Below are 23,448 nucleotides of genomic sequence, written 5' to 3'. Positions count from 1 at the left end.
ATGGAGTCAGCAAAGCCGAACGATCGCACCGTCGATCTCAACGCGCTGAAGGCGCTAACGCATCCGCTCAGGATCCAGCTCCTCAACGCGCTGTCACAGTTCGGGCCGCAGACTGCCAGTGCGCTCGCCGCCCGGCTCGGGGAATCGAGCGGTTCCACCAGCTACCACCTGCGACAGCTGGCCAGGCACGAACTGGTTCGCGAAGTAGAAGGCCGAGGATCAGCGCGCGAGCGCTGGTGGGAGCGCCCGCCGGGCGCCCTCAACCTCTACTCCAGTGAGATGGCAAAGGATCCCGGGACACGGGATGTCGCCGCCATAGTCAATCGGGAATTCAGCCACAACCGAGCAGCGCTCCTTGAGGACTACATGGAGCGCGGCGCGCTCGTGCTGCCGGAGGAGTGGCTCGATGCCTCAGTCATTTCAACCATCAACGCGCGGCTCACAGCAGATCAGTTGGCTGAACTGTCCAATGAGCTGATGCGCCTTGCACGCGACCTCTTCGAAAAGTACCGCCCGGACGGAGCCGATTCGCCGGACGCCAAGGCGGTGCAGATCCATTTGAATACTTTCCCGATTATCCAGGGCCAGTTCGCCGAGCCCGCTTCCCGAAAAGAACCCACACCATGACCACGCTCACCAGCCTGTGCCCACCGGTTCGACCCTCCGGGTTCGACGCCCTGCTCATCGTCGTCGGCCGCTGGCTTGTCACCACGGGCGAGCGGCTCGCCGCACAGGAACACGCCATCATCAACCACAGTGCCCACGAGGACCGGCTCCGCGACGGAGCAGCCCTGCGCCATTCGGGACTCTGGCCCTAGTCGGAGCCGGGAAGCAGTCCCGCATTGCCTTCCATACGATTGAAGACCAGTGTTGTTTCCGTATGCCCCACAACCGGGTCCGTGGTGAGGTAGTCCAGGACCCAGTCCCTCAACGCTTCGGTGTCCGCAACCGCGAGGTGGATGAGATAGTCCACCGCGCCGGAGACATGGAACGTAGCCACCACTTCGGGCAGGGCGGGCACCCGTGAGGTGAACCTGTCAATCTCCTCGCGGTTGTGGCCTTTCAGCTGTACGGAGATCAGCGCCTGCACTGCACGCCCGATCGAAGCAAGGTTCAGTTCGGCGTGATAGCCGGTGATGACTCCGCGCTCGGTGAGCTGGCGTGTCCGCAGTAACGCCGTGGAGGGCGCAACGCCGACCTTCTCGGCAAGCTGCGCATTGGTGATCCGCGCGTCTGCCAGCAGTTCCTGGACGATTCGACGGTCTACCGGATCAAGGCCGTCCGGTTTGCCACTGTTCGCCATGCGGGTGCTCCTGCTTCGCTGGTGTCCTGCGGGATTCCTCCAGCCTACCGGCGGGTGCGTAACCTTGTGCTCATGGCAAACATTCCGCACGGGAATACCTCGAATCGCGATCCTGGGAATCCGGACAGTGCACAGGGCGCTGCAGCGTCGGAAGGTGCCGCCGACGTCGTCGGTCTTGATATCGGCGGCACCAAGACCCATGGGGTGCGGTGGAGTGCGGGGGAAGTGGTTGCCGAAGCGAAGAGCGGAAGCGCCAATGTCCAGAACGTCACGCCGGAGGAAGCTGCCCGGAACCTAGCTGAACTCTTCACCGCGCTGGGCGGTGAGATAGACCGCGTGGTGGCTGGGTCCGGCGGCGTGGACACCGACGACGACGCCGACGCCCTGCGCCGGTTGATCGGACGGCAGACGCCGAACGCCCGGATCGACGTAGTCCATGACACGCGCCTGATTCTCGCTGCGGGCGCTGCCTCAACCGGCATTGCGGTGATCGCAGGCACCGGATCCGTGGCCTGGGGGGTGGACAGCGAAGGTCGCCAGGCACGTTCCGGAGGCTGGGGATACCTGCTCGGCGACGAGGGCAGCGGCTACTGGGTGGGAAGGGAAGCGGTGCGGGCCACGCTCCATCGATTCAACCGCGCAGAGCCGCTCGGCATTCTGGGTGAGTCTGTCCTGCAGTCAAACGGGGTGCAGCGCCCTGAAGAGCTCATTGCCCAGTTCCACGGAGCATCGGGCAGACGCTACTGGGCCGGGCAGGCGCATCTGGTCTTCAAGGCGGCCGAGGCGGGAGATGACGTCGCGCAACGGATCATCGAGAACGGCGCACGCCATCTGTGCGGGCTGGTGAACGACGTCGCCTCTGTTCTCGGCATCCATGGACCCGTCATCATCGGCGGCGGTCTTGCTGTTCATCAGTCGAAACTGCAGGAACTTCTGATGGAGGGGCTGGCGCAGGACGGATTCGGCGAGGTGCGGTTCCTCACCGCGGATCCTGTCTACGGCGTGGACTACCTGCTGCGAACCGGCGGCCTGTAACCCGCGTCTAGACTGGCTTTCATGGCGCAGGAGTGGGATACCCGGGTAGGTGCGTACGCCGTCGTCGTAAGGGATGGAATGATCCTGCTGGCGCACTGGAATGAGCACGGACGGAAGGGCTGGACGCTGCCCGGTGGCGGGCTTGAGCTGGGCGAGGACGCCCCGACCGCCGCAGTCCGTGAGGTACTCGAGGAGACCGGCTACGTCGTCCAACTCGATGAGCTCCTGGGGGTGGACAGCCTGCACATCCGTCCGGAGGACCGCCTGAACCAATCGGGCCGGCCCCTGCATGCGCTGCGGATCGTCTACCGTGCGCATGCCGTCTCGGGCCGGCTCGTCCATGAACTTGACGGGTCCACCGATGAAGCGGCGTGGATTCCGCTGGCCGACGTGCCCTCGCTGAGCCGCGTGGACCTCGTGGATAAAGCGATCCGCCTCTCTTATCAAAGTCCCAGCCGGGCGCTACTATAAAACTCTTCCGTTCGAGGCCCAGACCAGGCGGGCACTCGATCTGATCGCCTTTGGCGCCGGAGGGGGTGACGTTATGAACACGGTTCTTGTTGCTGCGCTTTGCCCAACAACTGCATGCACGACAACTGCATGCACGACAACTTCCTTCGTAACCCCCGCCTCCCGCCTGCGATCACACTGACCCCGTTTCCTGCGGTTCTTCGCGACGGGCGGAGGCCTTGCCTGAGGACTTCCCTTGAACACTCTTGCCGAGTACGGCTTCACCGACCGCATCCGCGGTCTCTTCTCCCTCTCTTTTCCACCGACCGTCACAACATCGGAAAACCCACCATCTGAAAACAAGCACCTGGAACCCGCCCGCGTAGTCCGAGCCGACCGCGGACGGGTACTGCTCACCACGGGCAGCGGTCCGCTGCACGTGGAAACCGACGGCACAGTTGTGACCGGCGACTGGGTGGCGCTCGCACGCAACAACGACGACGGCGCGTCGCCGCCCTCCGTCGTCGGCATACTGCCGCGCTACTCGACCCTGCAGCGCAAGAAAGCGCACGATCCGCTGTCCGAACCCCAGATTCTCGGCGTCAACATCGACCTTGTCGGGGTGGCGGTCCCGATCGACCGTCCACTCTCGGCCAACCGGCTGGAGCGAACCCTGGTTGCCGCCTGGGACTCCGGCGCGGTGCCGATTGTCATCCTGACGAAAGCCGATCTGAGCAGCCGGTTCGATGAGGTCGTGGCCCAGACCGTCGAGCGTGCCCGCGGGGTGGAAGTCTTCACTACGTCCGCCGAGGCAGGTGACGGCCTGGACGCACTGCGGGCGCGGATTGGCATCGGGACCACGCTGGTGCTGATCGGTCCATCCGGGGCGGGTAAGTCGACGCTGATCAACGCGCTCGTCGGGTTCCATGCCCAGAGCACCGGAGAGGTGCGAGCGGGTGATGGAAAGGGGCGGCATACAACGACGGCGCGGGAACTCATTCCGCTCGGCGCGGGCTCTGTCCTGTTGGACACGCCGGGCGTCCGAGGGTTCGCCCTGTGGGACGCCGAGGAAGGGCTGGAGGTGGTCTTCGGCGATATAGAGGCACTGTTCGCGGGCTGCCGATTCAACGATTGTGCCCACGATGCTGAGCCGGGGTGTGCTGTCCGGGCCGCGCTCGACGCCGGCGAACTCGAGGAGCGCCGCTGGCTCAGCTATCGCAAGATGCAGCGCGAACTGGCCAGTCTTCACCGGCGGCAAAGCGTCGCGGAGCAGCGCCGGTACGGACGGTCCTTCCACCGCATGGCGAAGGAGGCTGTCATGGCCAAGGACTACCGCAACCGATTTTTGGAGGGATGAGGATCGCCCGCGCTGCCTCCACCAACGGCCTGGGAAAGGCGTGAACCGGTTCCGTGCTAACGATTCGAGACAAAGTTCAGATCCGGGCCATACATGCGCTTGTGCGGAACGAACGCCTAGCTAGACTCGACAGGACGATGGCCCCGCTGAGCGTTTCGAACCTGCCGGGCGCACAGGATCGCTACGGAGCGGCCACGCGGCCGAACCTGACGTCGATGAAAGGTATAACTTCCATGACTGGCGAAACTTCGGTCCCTGTCGAGGGCAGCCCGAACTCCAAGGCGATGATTCAGTTCCGCAACGTCTCAAAGCACTATGGCGGTGGGGCCGTTGCCGTCGAGGATCTCAGCATGGACATCGATCGCGGAGCGATCACGGTCCTTGTGGGCCCCTCAGGCTGCGGCAAGACCACGTCCCTGCGGATGATCAACCGCATGGTGGAGCCTACCTCCGGCTCGATCATCGTCGACGGTCAGGACATCGGGCGGCAGCGCGCTTCGGAGCTGCGGCGTTCCATGGGATACGTCATGCAGTCTTCCGGCCTGCTGCCGCACCGCACTGTGCTGGACAACATCATGACCGTGCCCCGGCTGAATGGCGTGCCGAAGTCGACCGCGGGGAAGCGCGCGGCTGAACTCCTCGATGTCGTTGGGCTGGCTCCGGCGTTGGGGAAGCGGTACCCGGGACAGTTGTCAGGCGGTCAGCAGCAGCGTGTAGGGGTGGCACGCGCGCTCGCGGCAGACCCGCCGATCCTGCTGATGGACGAGCCCTTCAGCGCCGTCGACCCCGTGGTGCGTCACGAACTGCAGGAGGAACTGCTGCGGCTCCAGCGCGATCTAGCCAAAACCATCGTCTTCGTCACCCATGACATCGACGAAGCGACCGTGCTCGGTGACAAGGTTGCAGTCTTCGCCACGGGCGGGCGGCTGGCCCAGTACGCGGCGCCCGAAGAAATCCTGCGCGCGCCGGTGGATGATTTCGTGGCCGGCTTCGTCGGCAGGGACCGCGGTTTCCGCCGCCTGTCTTTCCAGCCCGGCGACAGCGTGCCCGTCCACCCGGTCGAAACCGTGAGGGTGAGCAGGCTCGGGGATTCGAGCGTCACAGTTGATTCCTCCTGGACGCTGGCTGTAGACGACGACGGATGTCCACAGGGGTGGGTGCCGCAGGCCATGCGCCACAGCATTCGCTCGGCCGGCGACCTCGTGCCCGGCGGGTCCCTCTACCGCCGCGGCGACTCGCTGCGCCGGGCCCTCGATGCCGCGTTGTCAGCGCCATCCGGACTCGGCGTGACCGTCGATGACGCCGGCCGGGTGCTCGGGGCGGTCCAGGCGGCCGAGGTGCTTGAGCTCATTGAGGAAGCACGCCTGAACCGCGGTCGCGCCGACCACAACACGGCGGTCTGACGTGGAGTGGTTCATTGACAACTTCTCCTACATCGCGGAGCTGACGGGATACCACCTGATCCAGGCGATTCTTCCTCTGGTGTTCGGTGTTGCCATCGCCGTTCCCGTGGCGCAGGCAGCAAGGCTCAACAAACCGCTTGGGGGAGTGATACTCACAACCTCCGCCCTGCTGTATACCGTGCCTTCGCTGGCGATGTTCGTCCTGCTGCCGCTGATTCTCGGCACGCGGGTCCTCGACATGGTGAACGTCATCGTCGCGCTGACCATCTACGCAGTGGCGCTGCTGGTTCGCTCAACCCTGGATGCGCTCAACTCAATTGACGACGGCGTCCGTCAGGCCGCGGTAGCGATGGGGTTCACGCCGCTGCGCCGTTTCCTCACCGTGGACCTCCCGCTATCCGTGCCCGTCCTGTTTGCAGGTCTGCGGGTCATTTCGGTGACCAACATATCGCTGGTCAGTGTGGGAGCCCTGATCGGCATTCCGAGTCTCGGAACACTGTTCACTGACGGTCTGTTCCGATCCTTCCCGACGCCGATCGTGATCGGGATCGTGGTGACGCTGGTGCTGGCCCTGATCATGGACCTGCTGCTGGTGCTGCTCGAACGGATGCTTACACCCTGGACGCGCACGGTGAAGACGCCCGGTCCAATGGCCCTGACGAATGACGCGAACCTCGCGGCTGACGCCTCACGGGCAGGAAAAGTCACCTGATGGATTACTCGAGCAGCAATCTCCTTATCCAGATGCACGAGTGGCTCACCTTCCCACCGAACTGGAGCGGAGCGAGGGGAATCCCGGTCCGGATCGTCGAACACCTGGGCTATACCGGACTCACTATTCTGATCGCCGCCGCCATCGCAGTGCCGATCGGCATGTTGGTAGGGCACACCGGCAGGGGCCGGATCGTCATAGTCTCGGGCGTCGGAATCCTGCGCGCGCTCCCTACACTCGGCATGCTGATTCTCTTCGTACTACTTGCGGGCCTCGGACTGATGCCGCCCATTTGGGCGCTCGTGCTGCTCGCGATTCCCCCCATCCTCGCGGGGGTGTACGCCGGAATTTCCTCTGTGAACCCGGCGGTAGTGGACGCAGCCCGCAGCATGGGTATGACTGAACTGCAAGTGCTGTTCCGGGTTGAATTGCCGAATGGACTACAGGTGATTCTCGGCGGTTTTCGCGCAGCTGTGCTGCAGGTCGTGGCAACCGCCGCCGTCGTCGCCTTCATCAACCTCGGAGGGTTGGGGGTCTTCCTCATCGAGGGCACCCAGCTGCGTGACAACGGACGCCTTTTCGGGGGCGCCGTGGTGATCGCCGTCGTCGCCATCGCCGTCGACGGCGTTATGGCGCTGCTTCAACGATTTGCTGTATCGCCGGGCCTGCGGACATCCCGCGTACCGGCGGAACCGACAAAGACCGGTGGGCAGGAAGCCCACGTCAGTTCACAAGGAGGAACACCATGATCACAACATCTATGCGCAGCTTCCGGCGCGGCCTACTCGGGATGACCGCCGGGTTGTCCGTGGCGCTTGCCATGACAGGCTGCGGTGCGAATTCAGACCCACAGGGGGGAACCGAGACTGAAGCAACCGGGGGCAGCAGCAGTGGACCACTGACTGTCGGCTCGGCCGACTTCCCTGAAAGCCAGATAGTCGCCGAAATTTATGCCGGCGCGCTCAACGGAGCGGGCATCGAAGCTGACACCCAGCTCAACATCGGTTCGCGCGAGATCTACTTCACCGCCGTCGTCGACGGATCAGTCGATATTGTCCCCGACTACAGCGGCAATCTGCTCCTCTTCGCCGATCCGGAAGCGACCGCTGAATCAGCTGAAGACATCATGGCGGCGCTGCCTGACGCGCTGGCTGCCAACTCGCCGGACGCGAACCTGGGCGTACTGGAAGCCTCGTCAGCCGAGAACAAGGACGCCATGGTGGTCACCGCTGCCACGGCTGAGGAGTATGGACTGGCCTCAATCGAGGACATGGCTGCCGTCTGTGACGAACTCGTCATCGGTGCACCGAGCACCTTCGCCGAGCGCGCGTATGGCCTGCCCGGCCTGCAGGAAAATTACGACTGCGTTCCGAAGTCCTTCGAGGCAATCAACGACGGCGGTGGCGCAGTGACGCTCGAAGCACTGCTGAACGACACCATCCAGGTCGCCGACATCTACACCACCACGCCGTCGATTGCTGATAACGACCTTGTAGTGCTGGAAGACCCCGCGAACAACTTCATCGCCCAGCAGGTCGTTCCTCTCGTTAACCTGGACACCGTTGGTGAAGATGCGCGGGCGGTTCTCAATGAGGTCTCCAGCATGCTCACCACGGAGGACCTGATTGACCTCAACCGCGAAGTGAGCGGCGACGAAAAGCGCAACCCCGCCGGCGCCGCTGCTGACTGGCTTGAGGAAAACGGCTTGGCCGGCGAGTAGCATCCTGCAGCCCGGGCCAGTCCCGTTGCCTTGATCACAATGTGAGGGGGCGGCCCGGGCTATGGCATTCTTTGTTAATGGCCGATTTCAAGCAATCAGACAAGCTGCATAACGTCCTCTACGACATCCGGGGGCCGCTGCTTGAGCATGCCAAGCGCATGGAAGCGGAAGGCCACCGCATCCTGAAGCTGAATATCGGCAATCCGGCGCCGTTCGGTTTCGAGGCGCCCGATGCAATCCTCGTCGACATGATCCGCCACCTCCCGAAGGCGCAGGGCTACAGCGATTCGCGCGGGATCTTCTCTGCGCGCACCGCAGTGGTCCAGTACTACCAAAGCCGCGCAATCCAGAACATCGATGTTGACGACGTCTACCTCGGGAACGGCGTCAGCGAGCTGATCACGCTGTCCCTGCAGGCGCTTCTGAATAACGGGGAAGAGGTCCTGGTACCGACGCCGGACTACCCGCTCTGGACAGCATCAGTCAGCCTGGCCGGCGGAACCGCAGTGCATTACCTGTGTGACGAGAGCAATTCCTGGTGGCCGGACGTCGACGACATCGAGTCGAAGATCAACCCGCAGACCCGGGGCATCGTACTGATCAACCCGAACAATCCCACGGGTGCCGTGTACCCTCGCTCGGTGATCGAGCAGATTGTGGACCTTGCCCGCCGCCACGACCTCATCATCTTCGCGGACGAGATCTACGAGAAGATCCTGTACGACGACGCCGTCCATGTGAACGCCGCGTCGGTGACTGGCGACGACGTCCTTTGCCTGACCTTCAGTGGATTGTCCAAGGCTTATCGCATCGCGGGTTTCCGTAGCGGCTGGATGGCCATCTCCGGGCCCAAGCATCGTGCTGCGGACTACATTGAGGGCATCAACCTGCTGGCGAACATGCGTCTTTGCGCTAATGTGCCCGCGCAGCACGCTATTCAGACTGCTCTCGGCGGGTACCAGAGCATCAATGACCTCATCCTGCCGGGAGGACGGCTCCGTGAGCAGCGGGACAAGGCCTACGAGTTGCTCAACGCCATCCCGGGAGTTTCCTGTGAACTGGCGCAGGGCGCACTGTATCTCTTCCCGCGACTTGATCCAGAGGTCTACCCGATCAAGAACGATGAGCAGTTCGCGCTGGACCTGCTTAAGCAGCAGAAAATCCTGATTTCGCACGGCACTGCGTTCAACTGGATCAATCCGGATCACTTCCGCATGGTTACACTGCCGAGCGTCAAGGACATTGAGGACGCGATCGGTCGCCTCGCGGAGTTCCTCAGCACGTACAAGCCCTGACCGGCACCCTAAGCGCATCTCAACGAGGAGGACCCATGCACGTTGTTCCCGAATTCAGCGTTTCTCCCACCAAGTTGCTTCTCGCAGGGCCTGATATCGACCTTGCGCTCATCGATCCTGCTTCCACGCCGGGATTCGATGGTGGGAAGCAGGACGGGAAGGCACGGCTAGCTGCGGGCACGAAGGAGCTGTCCGAATTGCAGGAGAAGCTCTTCGCGGAGAGCCGTTTCGGCAGTGCGATTTCTGTGCTGTTGATCCTGCAAGCCATGGACACCGCGGGCAAGGGCGGAATTGTCCGACACGTCGTGGGGGCCGTGGATCCGCAGGGGGTTCAGCATCACGCCTTCAAGGCTCCCACCGAGGAGGAGAATAGACACGACTTCCTCTGGCGGGTGCGGAGGGAGCTACCCGGCCCCGGAATGATCGGTGTTTTTGACCGGTCGCACTATGAAGACGTCTTGATCCACAGAGTGCGCAAGCTCGCCGAGCCGGCGGTTCTTGAGGAACGGTATGGGCAAATCCGGGAATTTGAGGCAGGCCTCCAGAATTCCGGAACCCGTGTGATCAAGGTGATGCTCCACCTGAGCGAGGACGAGCAGAAGGAACGTTTGGCCAAGCGGCTGGAACGCAAGGACAAGCACTGGAAGTACAACCCGGGCGACCTGGCCGAGCGCGCTCTGTGGGATGAATATCAGCACGCCTACCAGATAGCCATCGAACAGACGAGCACCCCGGACGCGCCGTGGTTCGTGGTGCCCGCGGATCACAAGTGGTACGCGCGGATAGCCGTCCAGCAGTTACTGACCGATACCCTTGCCGACATGCAGCTCAGTTGGCCGAAAGCCACGTTCGACGTGGCCGCTGAGAAAGCCAAGCTAGCGGCTACCTGAGGGACATTCAGTCCTGCGGCGTGCCCTGGGGCTCGGTCTGGTCCCGCGCTGCGGCGAGGCGCTTTCGGGCTCCCTCGAGCCATTGTTCGCAATGGTCGGCGAGAGACTCGCCGCGTTCCCACAGCGCAAGTGACTGCTCAAGGCTGACTCCGCCCGCCTCCAGCTGGCTCACTACTTTGACCAGCTGTTCGCGCGCCTCCTCGTAGCTCAGGTCTGCCACTTCTGTGGCGGGAGGGGTGACGTTCGTCGCGTTCTCGGTCATATCTGGTCCTTACTCTGGGATGATCCCGGGATCGATTCCGATCGGGCGCTAAGTCTTCCGCCGGCAACCCTGATGGCCAACAGAGACTCCGGAGGCGCCTGATCAGGGCTCCTCACCACTTCGCCGTGCTCGTTCTGTACCACCGCATATCCGCGGTCGAGGGTGTTCTGGGGTGAGAGCGACCGCACGTGCGCGCGAAGGTGGGACACGCGATCAGCTTCCCTGGCGACTGCGCCCTCTATTGCCATGGTGCTGCGGTTGCGGAGCCGTACGAGGTCCTCATGACGGACGCTCACCATTCCGGCGGGTTGGGCAAGGACGGGACGCGACCGCAGATGTGCCAGCCGCTCCGTTTCGCGCGCCATGAGCTGGTCCACGCAGCGTGAAAGCTGCGCCCGCGCCTGGCGGATACGCTGCAGTTCTTCGGTGACATCGGGCACAACCCGTTTTGCGGCGTCCGTGGGGGTGGACGCCCGGAGGTCTGCGACGTCGTCCAGCAGTGGATGATCGGCCTCGTGGCCGATCGCGCTGACTACGGGCGTGGTGGCCGCCGATACAGCCCGCACGAGGTCCTCGTTGCTGAAGGCAAGAAGGTCCTCCAGGGACCCGCCGCCGCGGGCGATGATGATGACATCGACTTCCGGCATCCGATCAAGTTCCGCCAGTGCCGAGCGGATCTGCGCGACAGCGTTCACTCCCTGAACGGCGACCTGGCGAATCTCAAACTCCACGGCGGGCCAGCGCAGGCGCGCGTTCCGGAGAACGTCATTTTCGGCGTCCGAATCCCGCCCCGTAATGAGCCCGATTCGATGCGGCAGAGCCGGAAGCGGACGTTTGCGGTGAGCTGCGAAGAGTCCTTCAGCTGCAAGCGCCTGGCGAAGACGTTCGATCCGCGCGAGCAGATCCCCCAGGCCGACGGGACGGATGTCCCACGCCTGCATCGACAGGCGTCCGGTCTTGACCCAGAAGTCCGCCTTCAGCCGGGCGACAACCCGGGAACCACGCTCCAGCGGCATAGCAAGACGATCCATGACACTGCCCCAAACGGTCAGCGACAGGGAAATCTCGGCGTCGACATCGCGCAGGGTGACGAAGCACATTGTCCCCCGCTTATTGAGCTCGATGACCTGTCCTTCGACCCAGGCGGCAGGGGCCCGCTCGATGTGGGCCTTCAGCTTCTCGGAGAGCACGTGAAGCGGCCAGGGATGATCAGCGGAAGTTTCAGCCGCCGTCTCCGGAAGGGTAGAGGGATCGCCAGGGCCGGGCGGGTCAGCTGCGACCACGGTGCCCTGTTGCGCGCCGTCGTGGTTCATGAATTACCGCATCCTCCCGATACAACCTGCTCTACTGGTTAATGTTTATCAGGTGCCCCTGACATCGGCGGTACCGGATGCGCCGATGTGCAGGAGCAGAACACCGCGAAAAGGTTCGCGGCCGGGGTTCCTGCACACGCATGAATCCTGCAGGCATAATCGTAGGACCGTCGATCAAAGGAGCGGGAGCTGATGAGAACAGCCGCCTCGGCCTTCTTCGTCCTATTTGCCTTGGTGCTCGGCGCTGTGGCCCTGCCCAGCGCCTGGATCGCTTTCAACGTGGTCGCTGAAGAGGGGTTTGTGGATCTCGCCGCGCCTCTCGCCGATGACGCGGAATTCACCGGCGCACTCGCTGAAACAATGTCCGAAGAGGCAGCTGCCGGGGTTGAACTGCCTTTCGGAATGACCGACATGGTCCAGCCCCTCCTGAGGGACGTAATGGAAGGCATCACCCAACAGCCCGAGTTCGATGAGGCGTGGCAGGAGACACTCCGCCGGTCGCATGCCATCACCTTCACGGACGAGGGGCAAACAACGAACGAGCCCGGGTCTTCCCCGTTTTTCATTTTTGATGTCACGCCGCTCGTAGAGCTGATGACTGCTGAAATTGGTGGTCAATTCGGCATCGACGTCCCCGCATCCGAGCAGACGCTTCTGGAAGTCGGCGACACGGACCAGTTCGACCTCGTGGATCGGGCCGAAACGGCCGCAGAGCTGTGGCCGGCGCTGGCAATCGCCTCCTTGGTGGGTGCACTGCTTGCGCTCGCCCTGGCGCGCCGTCGCAGCACTGCGCTCGCCGTCCTCGGTCTCGGAGTTCTGCTTGTCGGAGCCGGGTGGTGGCTCGCCGCCGGCTTCGGGCCAGAGTTGGCGAACCAGGGCACTGGGGGAGTCGAAGTGGCGGATACTTTCAGGGACGTGTTCATTGCGCGCGCAGTCAGCGACTTCCAGGAATGGTGCCTTGCCGCCTCAGCTGCCGGGATACTGCTGATGGTTGCAGGCATCGTCGGCCGGCTGTTGATCGGCTCACGCAGGTAGGTCACCAACCCCGCTGACCCGCCGCATCCCCTCGGCTCTCAGCGGACAGCTGCCCGCCCCCGCCGAACCGGCGTGTCTGGGCCGTTAGCATGGAGATATGTCCACCACAGCTGTATCGGTACCCATGCCCTCGGTGCCCCGCAAGCGTCGTTCACCGGAAGAAGTGCACGCTGCCGCGCCGGTTGCCGGACCGCGCAGGGTCCTCCTGGCAGCGCCCCGCGGATACTGTGCGGGAGTTGACCGCGCAGTCATCGCCGTCGAGAAGGCGCTGGCCCATTACGGCCCGCCGGTATACGTGCGCAAGCAGATTGTCCATAATCTCCACGTGGTGTCCACGCTGGAAGAGAAGGGTGCGATCTTCGTCGAAGAGAACGACGAGGTTCCCGAAGGAGCACTTGTCGTGTTCTCGGCGCACGGTGTCTCCCCGGCAGTGGTTCGCTCTGCGGAGGAGCGGAATCTGCGGACCATCGACGCGACGTGCCCGCTAGTGACGAAGGTCCACCGTGAGGCAGTGCGATTCGCACGGGACGATTTCGACATCCTGCTGATCGGTCACGACGGTCACGAGGAAGTGGAAGGGACCGCTGGAGAAGCCCCCGACCATATCCAGATTGTGAATGGGCCCGAAGATGTGGACAAGGTCATTGTCCGTGATCCTGACAGGGTGATTTGGCTCTCGCAGACCACACTCAGCGTTGACGAAACGATGGAGACGGTGGCGCTGTTGAAGGAACGGTTTCCGACGCTGCAGGATCCTCCCAGCGACGACATCTGTTACGCCACCTCCAACCGTCAGGCGGCGATCAAGAAGATTGCACCCGACGCTGACCTCGTCATTGTGGTGGGGTCGGCGAACTCGTCCAACTCAGTTCGGCTGGTCGAAGTAGCGCTCGAGTACGGCGCATCGGCTTCACACCGGGTGGACTTCGCCAACGAAGTGGATGAATCCTGGTTCGAAGGAGTTTCAACAGTCGGCGTTACATCCGGCGCGTCCGTTCCGGAGAACCTGGTACAGGATGTTTTGAGACTGCTCGCCGACTATGGATACGCGGACGTCGAAGAAGTGGTGACGGCTGAGGAAGACATCATCTTCTCGCTGCCGAAAGAAATCCGTGCGGCGCTCAAAGCCATGGGGGATCCCTCCAGCGGGCTGGGTGGACGCGGGCAGCGCCTGACCTCCTGAACTGATCCCCGGCGCGGGCTTTGCTCACGCGGACCTTTCCACGCGTTCGTTTTCCGATTCGGTGTCGATAAGTTCCGGCGCGCTGAGCAGGCGGGGAGTCGTCTCGACGGCCTTGGTTGTGAGCCCGGCATCACTCTCATCAGGCTCGAACGCATTGATCCGGCGAGCCGTAGGAAGCACCCGGGACTCCAGCGTGCCCACGAAGGAGTTGTACTTCTCCACCGAGCTCTTGAGCGAACTGCCGAGACGGGTGATGTGCGAGCCCATGGTGCCGAGCCGTTCATACAGCTCCCGCGAGAGGTCGTACAGTTCCTTCGCGTTTTCCGTAAGAACGTCCTGGCGCCAGCTGAAGGCGACGCCTTTCAGGATGGCGAGCAACGACACGGGCGAGGCCAGCACCACGTTGCGCGCGAAGGCGTAGTCCAACAATGCGGGATCCGTTTGCAGCGCACTGGACAGGACCGACTCCAGTGGAATGAAGCACACCACCAGATCGGGGGAGTTGTCCGTGCCCTCCCAGTATTTCTTCCGCGCAAGGGCATCCACATGGGCACGAACTGCCTTGACGTGCTGGGACAGGAATTCCCTGCGGCGCGCCTCCTCCAGACCGGCACTCTCATGATCTTCCGTCGAAGAACAGGATTGGGCCTGCAGATAGGCGTCCAGCGGCACCTTCGAATCCACAACTATCTGCTTGTTTCCCGGTAGTTGGATGATCATGTCGGGGCGTGCGCTGTTCGAAGAGCCGTCCCGGGAAGCGATGGTGAGGGTAGCCTGCTCGTAGAAATCCACACGGGGGAGCATCCCGGCGGCCTCGACAATCCGCCTCAACTGCACTTCTCCCCACTGCCCGCGAGTTGTGGTGCTGCGGAGGGCGGAAGCCAGCGAATGGGTGGTCGACAAAAGCTTCGAGTCGGAAAGCTGAGCCTCCTGCAACTGCTGGGCGAGCTGCCCGAACTGCTGTGCCCGCTCACGTTCGAGCTGACCCACATGCGCTTGGACCTGCCCGAGTTTGTCGGCCAGCGGTGCGATGGCACGCAATACCGACTGGTCCTGGCCTGACTGTTCAAGGAGCTGCCGGTTCTGTATGTGAAGGAGCCGGTTCTCTGCCTCCGCGGCCGCGCGGGCAGACACCGTATTGCCCAGGCGCGAGCCGGCGTCGTCCAGTTCACTCCGGAGCCCGGAGAGGACTGGACGCAGGAGCACAACGGCGATGCCCGCACCGATTACCAGGCCCAGCACTGCGGCGAGCACCACGGGAAAAAGAGTGTTTCCGTCCATGGCTCCACCATGTCAGGTGCCTCTGACAATTCCGGCTAACGCCGATGTTGTCAGGAGCCGCGTCGCGCTCAGGCCATGCGACGGTAGACTGTTCTCCCGTGGCTCTTACTATTGGCATCGTCGGACTGCCCAATGTCGGCAAATCAACTCTCTTCAACGCGCTCACCAGGAACACTGTCCTGGCCGCGAACTACCCGTTCGCAACGATCGAGCCCAACGTTGGAGTCGTGAACCTGCCGGACCCGCGGCTTGGGCAGCTTGCTGAGCTGTTTAGCTCCCAGCGGGTGCTGCCCGCGACGGTGTCCTTCGTGGATATCGCCGGCATCGTCAAGGGAGCCTCGGAAGGTGAAGGTCTCGGCAACCAGTTCCTCGCCAATATCCGTGAAGCAGAGGCGATCGCCCAGGTAGTGCGTGTTTTTGATGACCCCGACGTAGTGCACGTCGACGGTGCAGTGAATCCTGTGTCGGATATGGAGACGATCAACACCGAACTGATCCTCGCCGACCTGCAGACGCTGGAGAAGGCAATCCCGCGCGTGGAGAAGGAAGTGAAGATCAAGAAGCGCGAAGCTGCGCAGCTCTCCGCGATGCTGGCAGCTCAGGCAGTTCTTGAACGAGGCGACACCATCTTCTCGTCGGTCGCCAGCGACAAGCTGGAGATGGAACACCTCAGGGAGCTCAGCCTGCTCACGGCCAAGCCCTTCATCTATGTCTTCAATGCCGATGACTCGGTGCTCGGTAACGCCGAGCGTCAGAGCGAGTTGGCGGCCCTGGTCGCACCCGCGGACTGCATCTTCCTCGACGCCAAGCTCGAAGCCGACCTGGTGGAGCTGGATCCCGAGGAAGCACGGGAAATGCTCGAGATGAACGGACAGGAAGAGTCCGGGCTCGATCAGCTCGCCCGTGTCGGTTTCCACACGCTCGGACTGCAGACGTACCTCACGGCCGGACCGAAGGAAGCGCGCGCCTGGACCATCCGGAAGGGGGCAACCGCACCCGAAGCCGCCGGCGTCATCCATTCCGACTTCCAGCGCGGCTTCATTAAGGCCGAAGTTGTTTCCTTCGAGGCGCTGGTGGCGGCAGGCTCCATGGCGGAAGCCAAGTCCCGCGGCAAGGTCCGGATAGAGGGCAAGGAATACATCATGTCCGACGGAGATGTGGTGGAATTCCGCTTCAATGTATAGCTAAATTCCAGTCCAATGTCTGGTTGAACGAATCGGGCGTTCCAGGTCGCTCTGCTCAGCTGCGGGAAAATCCCTAAGCTCGACCGGTCAACCAGACCGCAGAGGTCTCGGCACGAGCTGTGGGTCAATGCCCAGGCGAAGTGTCCGGGATCGTGCTGCTAGCAAGCAACCTCGACCCAACACCATCGGCCCCATGACGCTGGCCACAGCGGGGTCCGCCCTACTGTTCAACCCGGGCTTACCGGTCATTCACCTGCAGGAAAGAGTCCATGCTCCGGGGGGCGAAACCCTGAGGAAATGACTTCCAACTCCCGTGCTGGCATCTCTCGCCGTACCCTCGCCAAGGGCTCAGTCCTGGCTGCCGCTCTGGCCTCCGTTCCCGCCGCGGCAAACGCCGCAGCACCCACCCGGTCCCCCGCCGGCGTAGCGCTGGTCCGCAACCGACTCACACTGCCCAGTGGCATCGCAACTGGCGACGTCACCTCGGCCTCGGCGGTGTTGTGGTCGCGTTCGTCGGGTGCCGGCCAGATGACAGCGGTCCTGCGCGCAGTGAACGATGGCGGCGAGGTCCTTCGCGGCCGCGGCGCGTTTGAGCGCACCCTGCGGGGGCCCCGCGCCACCCAGGCCTCCGACTTCACAACCAAGATCCACGCGGGCAACCTGCCGTCCAACACGCGCTTTGCTCTGGAGATCAGCTTTGAGGACGACGACGGCGCTGCCGGCGAGACGGTTCGGGGAACCTTCCTCACGGCTCCCGACGCCGGGACGTACAACCGCAAGGGCCGCACCGGTGGAGGGAGCAACGGAGGAGAAGTGCCGGCGTCGTCCGCACAGAGCTTTGTCTGGACCGGTGACACGGCCGGCCAGGGCTGGGGCATCAATGAGGAGATCGGCGGGATGCGCGGCTACCGGGCTATGCACCAAACGCGCCCGGACTTCTTCATCCATTCCGGCGACACCGTGTACGCGGACGGGCCTCTGGCCGAGACCGTGGTGGAGAAGGACGGGCAGGTATGGAAGAACCTCGTCACGGAGGAGGTGTCCAAGGTGGCCGAAACTCTCACTGAATACCGTGGCCGGCACCGGTACAACTCGATGGACGCCAACATGCGCGCCATGTTTGCCGACGTGCCTGTGATCGCCAACTGGGATGACCACGAGACCACCAATAACTGGTACCCCGGCGAAATCCTGGACGATCCCCGCTACACGGTCCGGGACGTCAACACCCTGGCAGCACGCGGGCGGCAGGCATGGCAGGAGAACATGCCCATCACCGACAGTGCCACGTTGTGGAGGCCGGGGAAGTTCGACGACGCAGGCCAGTACCAGCCCGCCCGCATCTACCGGAAGATCAACCGCGGCCCGCAGCTGGACGTTTTCTGCCTGGACATGCGCACCTTCAAGTCTCCCAACACCGACGGCAAGGAACCCTACGCCACCAACATCCTGGGGCAGGAGCAGGTGGACTGGCTCATCCGCGAGGTGACGAAGTCAAAGGCCACCTGGAAGGTGATCGCCGCGGACCTGCCGCTGGGCATCATCGTGCCCGACGGTCCGGTGAACCAGGAGAGCCTCGCCAACCGGGATCACGGTGCTCCGTTGGGCAAGGAACTGGAGATCGCGGGGGTGCTGAGCGCATTCAAGCGGAAACGGGTGAAGAACGTGATCTGGCTGACCGCCGACGTGCATTACTGCGCCGCACATCATTACTCGCCCGCACGAGCCGCGTTCACCGATTTCGACCCGTTCTGGGAATTCGTGGCAGGGCCGATCGCCGCAGGTTCGTTCGGGCCCAGTGCAATGGACGGTACCTTCGGCCCCGAGGTGGTGTTTTCCAAGGCCGGACGCTTCCCCGGCGAATCACCGCGCAATGGCGAGAACCAATTCTTCGGGCATGTCCAATTGGAGGACGACACTTTCACCGTAAGCCTGCGGAACGCCAACGGCGCCACGGTCTTCTCCAAGGTGCTGACACCGGAGCGGTAGTGCTGCCAATGGCCCTGGCGCCGTGCTTCCAGCCGCCCGCCGCCGTCCTCCGCTCCAGTACGGTCCGCCGATCCGGTCCGTGCTTGGCCGGTTCAGATGATTTGGGCCGCCACCACCACCGGCTTCGGGTGCGTCGCGGCCGCAGTCGTGGACTGACTCGACCTGAAGAACCTCTGGCGAGCCATGCGTTCCTGAGTGGCGGGACGTGGTGAAGTTCCGCTTCAACGGTGAGGTCCGAAACCCAACCCTCCGGCCCGCTCCTGTGGAACGCCGTTATCGGTCCCGTTGCTTCGCGGTGCTCCGTTGGTCAAATTTGGTTGCATCTCGGTAACAACCATATTCGCCATTCGCGTTTGATACCTGACAGTAACAAAATCGGCCTATGCTTCTTTTCATGTGAGGCACGCCACTTTCAATCATCGAAGTGCGTGTCAGTCCTTTGTAAAACCATGAAGGACATCTTCCACAACATGAAACAAGGAGGCGGAATGCGTTTCGGACGTACTTCCAAAGCCGTAGGTGTAGCTGCAATCGCTGCGCTTGCATTGAGCGCCTGCGCCGAGAGTGGCGGCGGCGAAGACCCTGGGACGGGGGGCGGGGGCGAAGCATCTGGCGGTGCGGTAACCGTTGCCGAGGTCAACCCGTTCACCTCGTTCAACTCTGACAGTGCCACCGGCAACGTCGATATCAACGGCAAGGTCAGTTACCTGACCCATGGCAGCTTCTACTACGTGAACGACGCGCTCGAGGTCGTCCGCAATGAAGATTTCGGCACGTACGAGGTGACCTCGGAAGATCCGCTCACGGTGGAGTACACCGTGAACGAGGGCGTCGCCTGGTCGGATGGCGAGCCCATCGACGCCGGCGACCTCCTTCTGTCCTGGGCCATCCAGTCCGGATACTTCGATGACGAAGACGCCGAGGCTGAGACGGGCACCACCTACTTTGCATACGCCGGTGACACCAGCGGTCTCGGACTGACTTCGCTGCCCGAGATCAGCGAAGACGGCCGCACGCTGACCCTCGAATACTCCGAACCGTACGCTGACTACGAAATTGCCTTCGATGTCCTCGACACTCCGGCGCATGTTGTTGCTACCGGTGGCGGACTGGCCGACGAGGACGCCCTCGTTGAACTCCTCCAGACTGCTCCCGCCGGGGATCCCGAGAACCCGGAGGATCGCCCCGAGCTCCAGGCCGTAGCCGAGTACTGGAACACAGCATTCGACACCACCACCCTGCCGTCCGACCCGGCGCTGTACCTGTCGAGCGGACCGTACATCGTTCAGGACATGGTTCCTGACCAGTCCATGACACTGGTCCGCAACGAGGACTACGCCTGGGGCCCCGAGCCTGCGCTGGACGAGATCACCATCCGCTACATTGCGGACGCCAATGCACAGGTTCAGGCGCTGCAGAACGGTGAGGTTGACATCATTCAGCCTCAGGCATCGGCAGACACCCTCAGCTCACTTGAAGCCATCGACGGAGTGCAGATCCTTGAGGGCGAAGAACTTTCCTTCGACCACATCGACCTGAACTACTCGGGCGTCTTCGAGGATGAGAACGTACGCCGTGCCTTCATGCACACCATTCCCCGGGACTCAATCGTTTCGTCGGTGATCGGTCCACTGGATCCTGATGCCGAGCCGCGCAACTCGCAGATCTTCGACATCGGTACCGAGGGCTATGAGGCCGCGGTGCAGGTGAACGGATCAGAAGAATTCGCTGAGCCTGACATCGAAAAGGCAAAGGAACTGCTCGCCGGTGCAACACCTGAGGTGCGCATCATGTACAACGCGGATAACCCGAACCGTGTTGACGCCTACACGCTGATCGCGGAAAGTGCTGAGCAGGCCGGCTTCAAGGTCGTAAACGGCGGCCTCCCCGGCAACGAGTGGGGCGCAGCCCTCGGCGGCGGAACCTACGATGCAACCATCTTCGGCTGGGTCAGCCCCGGCGTCGGTGTGAGCGGCGTACCGCAGCTTTACGGCTGCGACTCGGCCTCCAACTTCAACGGCTTCTGCGACGAAGAGGCTCAGGCGGCTATGGACGAGCTGATTGTCACCACAGACCCTGCCGAACAGCAGGAACTGATGACCACCGTTGACACCCGCCTCTTTGAAACGGGCTACGGCTTGCCCTTCTTCCAGTCCATCGGCATCAACGCAGCCGATGAGCAGGTCCAGGGTTTGACCTTCAACCCCGGCCTCGTTGGGATCTGGTGGAACTTCTGGGACTGGGCGGTAGCCTAACCGCTCCCGTACCACCCGCCTTCGCTGGATGATCGAAAGCGCTGGGGTCGCACCATTGGCCCCAGCGCTTTCGGGCGCTCAGGAAAAGTCGCAGCGATTGGCGAATACCGAACATTTACGAAACGTAACGTGGATTACACTCAAAAATCCAACATATCGGGCACAACCCGTTACCTAACCCCTTGAGGCCAAAAAGACCATGGTGACATACATTGTCAGGCGGCTGATCGCCGCCGTACTCATACTTTTTGGCGCTTCGTTCCTCGTGTACATCCTGACTGCATATTCAGGAGATCCACTCGCGGATCTGCGCCAAAGCAACGCCCCCAACCGTGAGCAGCTCATCCAACAGCGGACCGATCTGCTGAATCTCGACGTCCCGCCCGTCCTGCGGTATTTCACGTGGTTGTCAGGTGCCGTCCGCTGCGTCGTCCCGTTTGCCATGACCTGCGATCTCGGCAATAGCGTGACAGGTATTGAAGTGACCCAGCTCCTGGGACGCGCGATGGGACAGACCATCCTCCTTGTCACTGCTGCAACCATCCTCGCGATCATCATCGGGATCACGCTCGGCATCGTGACAGCACTTCGCCAATACAGTGGCCTGGATTACGGCGTTACGTTCATGGCGTTCCTCTTCTTCTCCCTTCCTGTCTTCTGGGTGGCGGTGCTCCTGAAGGAGTTCGGAGCCATCGGTTTCAACAACTTCCTGAACGAGCCCGACATCGGCCCGGTCGCCACAGTGCTCTGTGGTCTCGTTGTAGCCTTCCTCTTCTACCTGAGCACAGCAGGAACCCTTAAACGGCGCCTGACGTGGGCCGCCATCGGGTTCGGCTTTGCAGCCGCGCTGGCCTGGTTCCTTGATTTCACGGGCTGGTTCCTCACGCCCGGCTTCGGCCCGATTGTCATCGCATTACTCTCGGTCGGTATCGCCTACGGCGTCACACTCCTTGCCGCCGGATTGAAGAACCGCAAGGCGCTCTATAGCTCTCTGATTGTTGTCGGAATCGGTGTCGTTGCCTACTTCGCGGTGCAGCCCCTGCTGAGCCGGGCAACCCTGCTGATGATTGTCCTGCTCGGAATCGCAACTGTTCTCATCGGCATCGCCGTCGGATACCTCATGGGCGGCTACGACAGGCGCCAGAATATGACCTCCGCCGGACTGACTGCGTTCCTCATGGGCTTTCTGATCCTGCTCGACCGCTTCATGCAGGCATGGCCCGCCTACTTCGACCACAACCGCATCAACGGTCGTCCCATTGCCACCATCGGTTCGGCCACCCCGAACCTCAGCGGCGATTTCTGGATTCGCGGGCTGGACACCTACACCCACCTATTGCTGCCGACCATCGCACTGATGCTTATCTCGCTCGCCGGTTACAGCCGCTACTCACGCGCATCAATGCTCGAAATCATGAACCAGGACTACATCCGCACCGCACGGGCGAAGGGTCTGGGCGAGCGGACAGTCGTCATGCGTCACGCCTTCCGGAACGCGCTGATTCCTCTGGCCACCCTCGTTGCTTTTGACATCGGTGCCCTTATCGGCGGCGCTATCATCACCGAGCAGGTTTTCGCTTTCAGCGGCATGGGTCAACTGTTCGTACAGGCACTTCAAAGACAGGATCTGAACCCGGTCATGGGCGTATTCCTGATCACCGGCATCGTGGCTCTGGTCTTCAACCTGGTAGCCGACCTTGTCTACTCCGTTCTTGACCCGCGCGTAAGGGTGAAAGCATGAGCACTACAGCACAAGAAACAACGCAGGCGACGCCGGAAGAAGCCAAAGGCCTCAGCCAGGGCCAGATCGTTCGCAGGCGGTTCTTCGGACACACTGCCGCGGTGGCGAGCCTTATTATCTTCATCGGTGTCGTCATCCTTGCCTTCACGTCCGTCGGCTACGCCGGCATCCCGGGCTGGTGGAAGTGGAACTATATTCAAACCCCTCCACTTTCCAATCCCACGGGCGCTCCCACCTGGACGCTACCTTTCGATTTCGGCGACCACCCCTTCGGACAGGACAGGGTGGGCCGCGATCTGTTCGCCATGACAATGCGTGGTGCGCAGCTGTCCCTGATCGTGATGTTCCTGATCGGAATCGTCGGCGGCATCATCGGCGTAGTCATCGGTGGCGTGGCAGGCTACTTCCGGGGCTGGGTTGAAGCTGTGCTGATGCGTCTCACAGACGTCATCATCATCATCCCGCTCGTGATCATCGCGGCTGTCCTGGGCACCTTCGGTAACTCCATTTCCGGACCCGGAACCTTCTTCGGCACGATCTTCGGCGGCAGTGCCGGTGTCATTCTGCTCGGAGTGTTTGTCGGGTTCGTCATCTGGACCGGCCTCGCGCGTCTGGTCCGCGGCGAATTCCTCAGCCTTCGCGAACGCGAGTTCGTCGACGCAGCGCGCATTGCCGGGGCATCGAACACGCGAATCATCTTCAAACACATTGTGCCGAACGCGGTAGGCGTGATCATCGTCAACACGACCCTGGTCATGGCCTCCGCAATTCTGCTGGAGACGGCGCTGTCCTTCCTTGGCCTCGGAGTCCGGGCTCCTGACATCTCGTTGGGTAGCCTCATCAGCGCGAACCAGGCTGCGTTCAGCACCCGTCCGTGGCTGTTCTGGTGGCCGGGCCTCTTCATCGTGATCATCTGCCTGTCCATCAACTTCATTGGCGACGGTCTGCGGGATGCCTTCGATCCACGGCAGAAGAAGTTCAACGCCAAGAAGGCTGCAGAGCCGAGGAAGCCCGCCTGATGAGCCGTCCTACGGTACGGG

22 protein-coding genes are annotated in these 23,448 nt (G+C 62.6%); 18 read left to right on the top strand and 4 right to left on the bottom strand.

Going from position 1 to position 23,448, the window contains the following annotated elements:
* Complete coding sequence (locus AC4D1W_RS06000; RefSeq protein WP_490898128.1) at nt 1-627, top strand: helix-turn-helix domain-containing protein; 627 nt, start codon at nt 1-3, stop codon at nt 625-627.
* Entirely contained in the window at nt 624-818 is a 195-nt protein-coding gene (locus AC4D1W_RS05995; protein ID WP_490889547.1) for a hypothetical protein, read from the top strand. Before AC4D1W_RS06000 ends, AC4D1W_RS05995 begins: the two co-directional genes overlap by 4 nt.
* Here the strand turns inward: AC4D1W_RS05995 and AC4D1W_RS05990 are convergent.
* Complete coding sequence (locus AC4D1W_RS05990) at nt 815-1,303, bottom strand: Lrp/AsnC family transcriptional regulator (RefSeq protein ID WP_490889545.1); 489 nt, start codon at nt 1,301-1,303, stop codon at nt 815-817. The two genes, AC4D1W_RS05995 and AC4D1W_RS05990, sit on opposite strands and share 4 nt — an antisense overlap.
* 72 nt (nt 1,304-1,375) lie before the next feature.
* On the opposite strand from AC4D1W_RS05990, the gene AC4D1W_RS05985 reads away from it, so the two are divergent.
* The 9 genes from AC4D1W_RS05985 to AC4D1W_RS05945 all read left to right on the top strand — a co-directional run bounded on the left by AC4D1W_RS05985 (nt 1,376) and on the right by AC4D1W_RS05945 (nt 10,165).
* Nucleotides 1,376-2,338 (top strand): N-acetylglucosamine kinase, encoded by a 963-nt coding sequence (locus AC4D1W_RS05985; protein ID WP_490898127.1) that lies wholly within the window; start codon nt 1,376-1,378, stop codon nt 2,336-2,338.
* Nucleotides 2,339-2,359: 21 nt separating this feature from the next.
* Nucleotides 2,360-2,809, top strand: a complete 450-nt coding sequence (locus tag AC4D1W_RS05980; protein WP_490889542.1) for an NUDIX hydrolase — start codon at nt 2,360-2,362, stop codon at nt 2,807-2,809.
* Between the two features lie 235 nt (nt 2,810-3,044).
* Nucleotides 3,045-4,145 (top strand): ribosome small subunit-dependent GTPase A, encoded by a 1,101-nt coding sequence (gene rsgA, locus AC4D1W_RS05975; protein WP_490898126.1) that lies wholly within the window; start codon nt 3,045-3,047, stop codon nt 4,143-4,145.
* Between the two features lie 284 nt (nt 4,146-4,429).
* Nucleotides 4,430-5,548 carry an ABC transporter ATP-binding protein gene (locus tag AC4D1W_RS05970; RefSeq protein WP_490898223.1) on the top strand — a complete coding sequence of 373 codons (1,119 nt, stop codon included), beginning with the start codon at nt 4,430-4,432 and terminating at the stop codon, nt 5,546-5,548.
* A gap of 1 nt (nt 5,549) precedes the next feature.
* On the top strand, nt 5,550-6,260 hold the full coding sequence (locus AC4D1W_RS05965) for an ABC transporter permease (RefSeq protein WP_490889539.1): 711 nt from the start codon (nt 5,550-5,552) through the stop codon (nt 6,258-6,260).
* Nucleotides 6,260-7,009: an ABC transporter permease gene (locus tag AC4D1W_RS05960; protein WP_490898125.1), complete on the top strand. Its 750-nt coding sequence runs from the start codon at nt 6,260-6,262 to the stop codon at nt 7,007-7,009. The genes AC4D1W_RS05965 and AC4D1W_RS05960 overlap by 1 nt, the downstream gene beginning before the upstream one ends.
* Nucleotides 7,006-7,980 carry an ABC transporter substrate-binding protein gene (locus tag AC4D1W_RS05955; protein WP_490898124.1) on the top strand — a complete coding sequence of 325 codons (975 nt, stop codon included), beginning with the start codon at nt 7,006-7,008 and terminating at the stop codon, nt 7,978-7,980. Before AC4D1W_RS05960 ends, AC4D1W_RS05955 begins: the two co-directional genes overlap by 4 nt.
* Nucleotides 7,981-8,057: 77 nt before the next feature.
* Nucleotides 8,058-9,275, top strand: a complete 1,218-nt coding sequence (locus AC4D1W_RS05950) for a pyridoxal phosphate-dependent aminotransferase (protein WP_490898123.1) — start codon at nt 8,058-8,060, stop codon at nt 9,273-9,275.
* Between the two features lie 35 nt (nt 9,276-9,310).
* The gene (locus AC4D1W_RS05945) at nt 9,311-10,165 is read left to right on the top strand and encodes a polyphosphate kinase 2 family protein (protein WP_490898122.1); all 855 of its coding nucleotides are present in this window, start codon (nt 9,311-9,313) and stop codon (nt 10,163-10,165) included.
* A gap of 7 nt (nt 10,166-10,172) precedes the next feature.
* Here the strand turns inward: AC4D1W_RS05945 and AC4D1W_RS05940 are convergent, their stop codons facing one another.
* Both AC4D1W_RS05940 and xseA read right to left on the bottom strand, forming a co-directional pair.
* A complete protein-coding gene (locus AC4D1W_RS05940; protein WP_490889534.1) occupies nt 10,173-10,427 on the bottom strand; it encodes an exodeoxyribonuclease VII small subunit in 255 nt (84 codons plus the stop codon).
* Nucleotides 10,424-11,740 (bottom strand): exodeoxyribonuclease VII large subunit, encoded by a 1,317-nt coding sequence (gene xseA / locus AC4D1W_RS05935; protein ID WP_490889533.1) that lies wholly within the window; start codon nt 11,738-11,740, stop codon nt 10,424-10,426. The genes AC4D1W_RS05940 and xseA overlap by 4 nt, the downstream gene beginning before the upstream one ends.
* A gap of 192 nt (nt 11,741-11,932) precedes the next feature.
* On the opposite strand from xseA, the gene AC4D1W_RS05930 reads away from it, so the two are divergent.
* A complete protein-coding gene (locus AC4D1W_RS05930) occupies nt 11,933-12,775 on the top strand; it encodes a hypothetical protein (protein ID WP_490898121.1) in 843 nt (280 codons plus the stop codon).
* A gap of 97 nt (nt 12,776-12,872) precedes the next feature.
* Entirely contained in the window at nt 12,873-13,958 is a 1,086-nt protein-coding gene (locus AC4D1W_RS05925) for a 4-hydroxy-3-methylbut-2-enyl diphosphate reductase (protein WP_490898120.1), read from the top strand.
* Between the two features lie 24 nt (nt 13,959-13,982).
* Here the strand turns inward: AC4D1W_RS05925 and AC4D1W_RS05920 are convergent, their stop codons facing one another.
* Nucleotides 13,983-15,239, bottom strand: coding sequence for a DNA recombination protein RmuC (locus AC4D1W_RS05920; protein WP_490898119.1), 1,257 nt, complete (start codon nt 15,237-15,239; stop codon nt 13,983-13,985).
* A gap of 98 nt (nt 15,240-15,337) precedes the next feature.
* Here AC4D1W_RS05920 and ychF point away from each other — a divergent pair, with 98 nt between their 5' ends.
* From ychF to AC4D1W_RS05895, 5 genes are all read left to right on the top strand, one after another.
* A complete protein-coding gene (ychF, locus tag AC4D1W_RS05915; protein WP_490889527.1) occupies nt 15,338-16,423 on the top strand; it encodes a redox-regulated ATPase YchF in 1,086 nt (361 codons plus the stop codon).
* A gap of 297 nt (nt 16,424-16,720) precedes the next feature.
* Nucleotides 16,721-18,412 carry an alkaline phosphatase D family protein gene (locus tag AC4D1W_RS05910; RefSeq protein WP_490898117.1) on the top strand — a complete coding sequence of 564 codons (1,692 nt, stop codon included), beginning with the start codon at nt 16,721-16,723 and terminating at the stop codon, nt 18,410-18,412.
* Between the two features lie 488 nt (nt 18,413-18,900).
* Nucleotides 18,901-20,667: an ABC transporter family substrate-binding protein gene (locus tag AC4D1W_RS05905; RefSeq protein ID WP_490889523.1), complete on the top strand. Its 1,767-nt coding sequence runs from the start codon at nt 18,901-18,903 to the stop codon at nt 20,665-20,667.
* 199 nt (nt 20,668-20,866) lie between these two features.
* The gene (locus AC4D1W_RS05900; protein ID WP_490898116.1) at nt 20,867-22,408 is read left to right on the top strand and encodes an ABC transporter permease; all 1,542 of its coding nucleotides are present in this window, start codon (nt 20,867-20,869) and stop codon (nt 22,406-22,408) included.
* The gene (locus tag AC4D1W_RS05895; RefSeq protein ID WP_490889520.1) at nt 22,405-23,427 is read left to right on the top strand and encodes an ABC transporter permease; all 1,023 of its coding nucleotides are present in this window, start codon (nt 22,405-22,407) and stop codon (nt 23,425-23,427) included. Before AC4D1W_RS05900 ends, AC4D1W_RS05895 begins: the two co-directional genes overlap by 4 nt.
* The last annotated feature ends 21 nt before the right edge of the window (nt 23,428-23,448 follow it).

Source organism: Arthrobacter sp. TJ-170 (assembly GCF_058269305.1).
The sequence above is the reverse complement of the archived record's forward strand: the minus strand, read 5'-3'. Positions and strand labels throughout refer to the sequence as shown.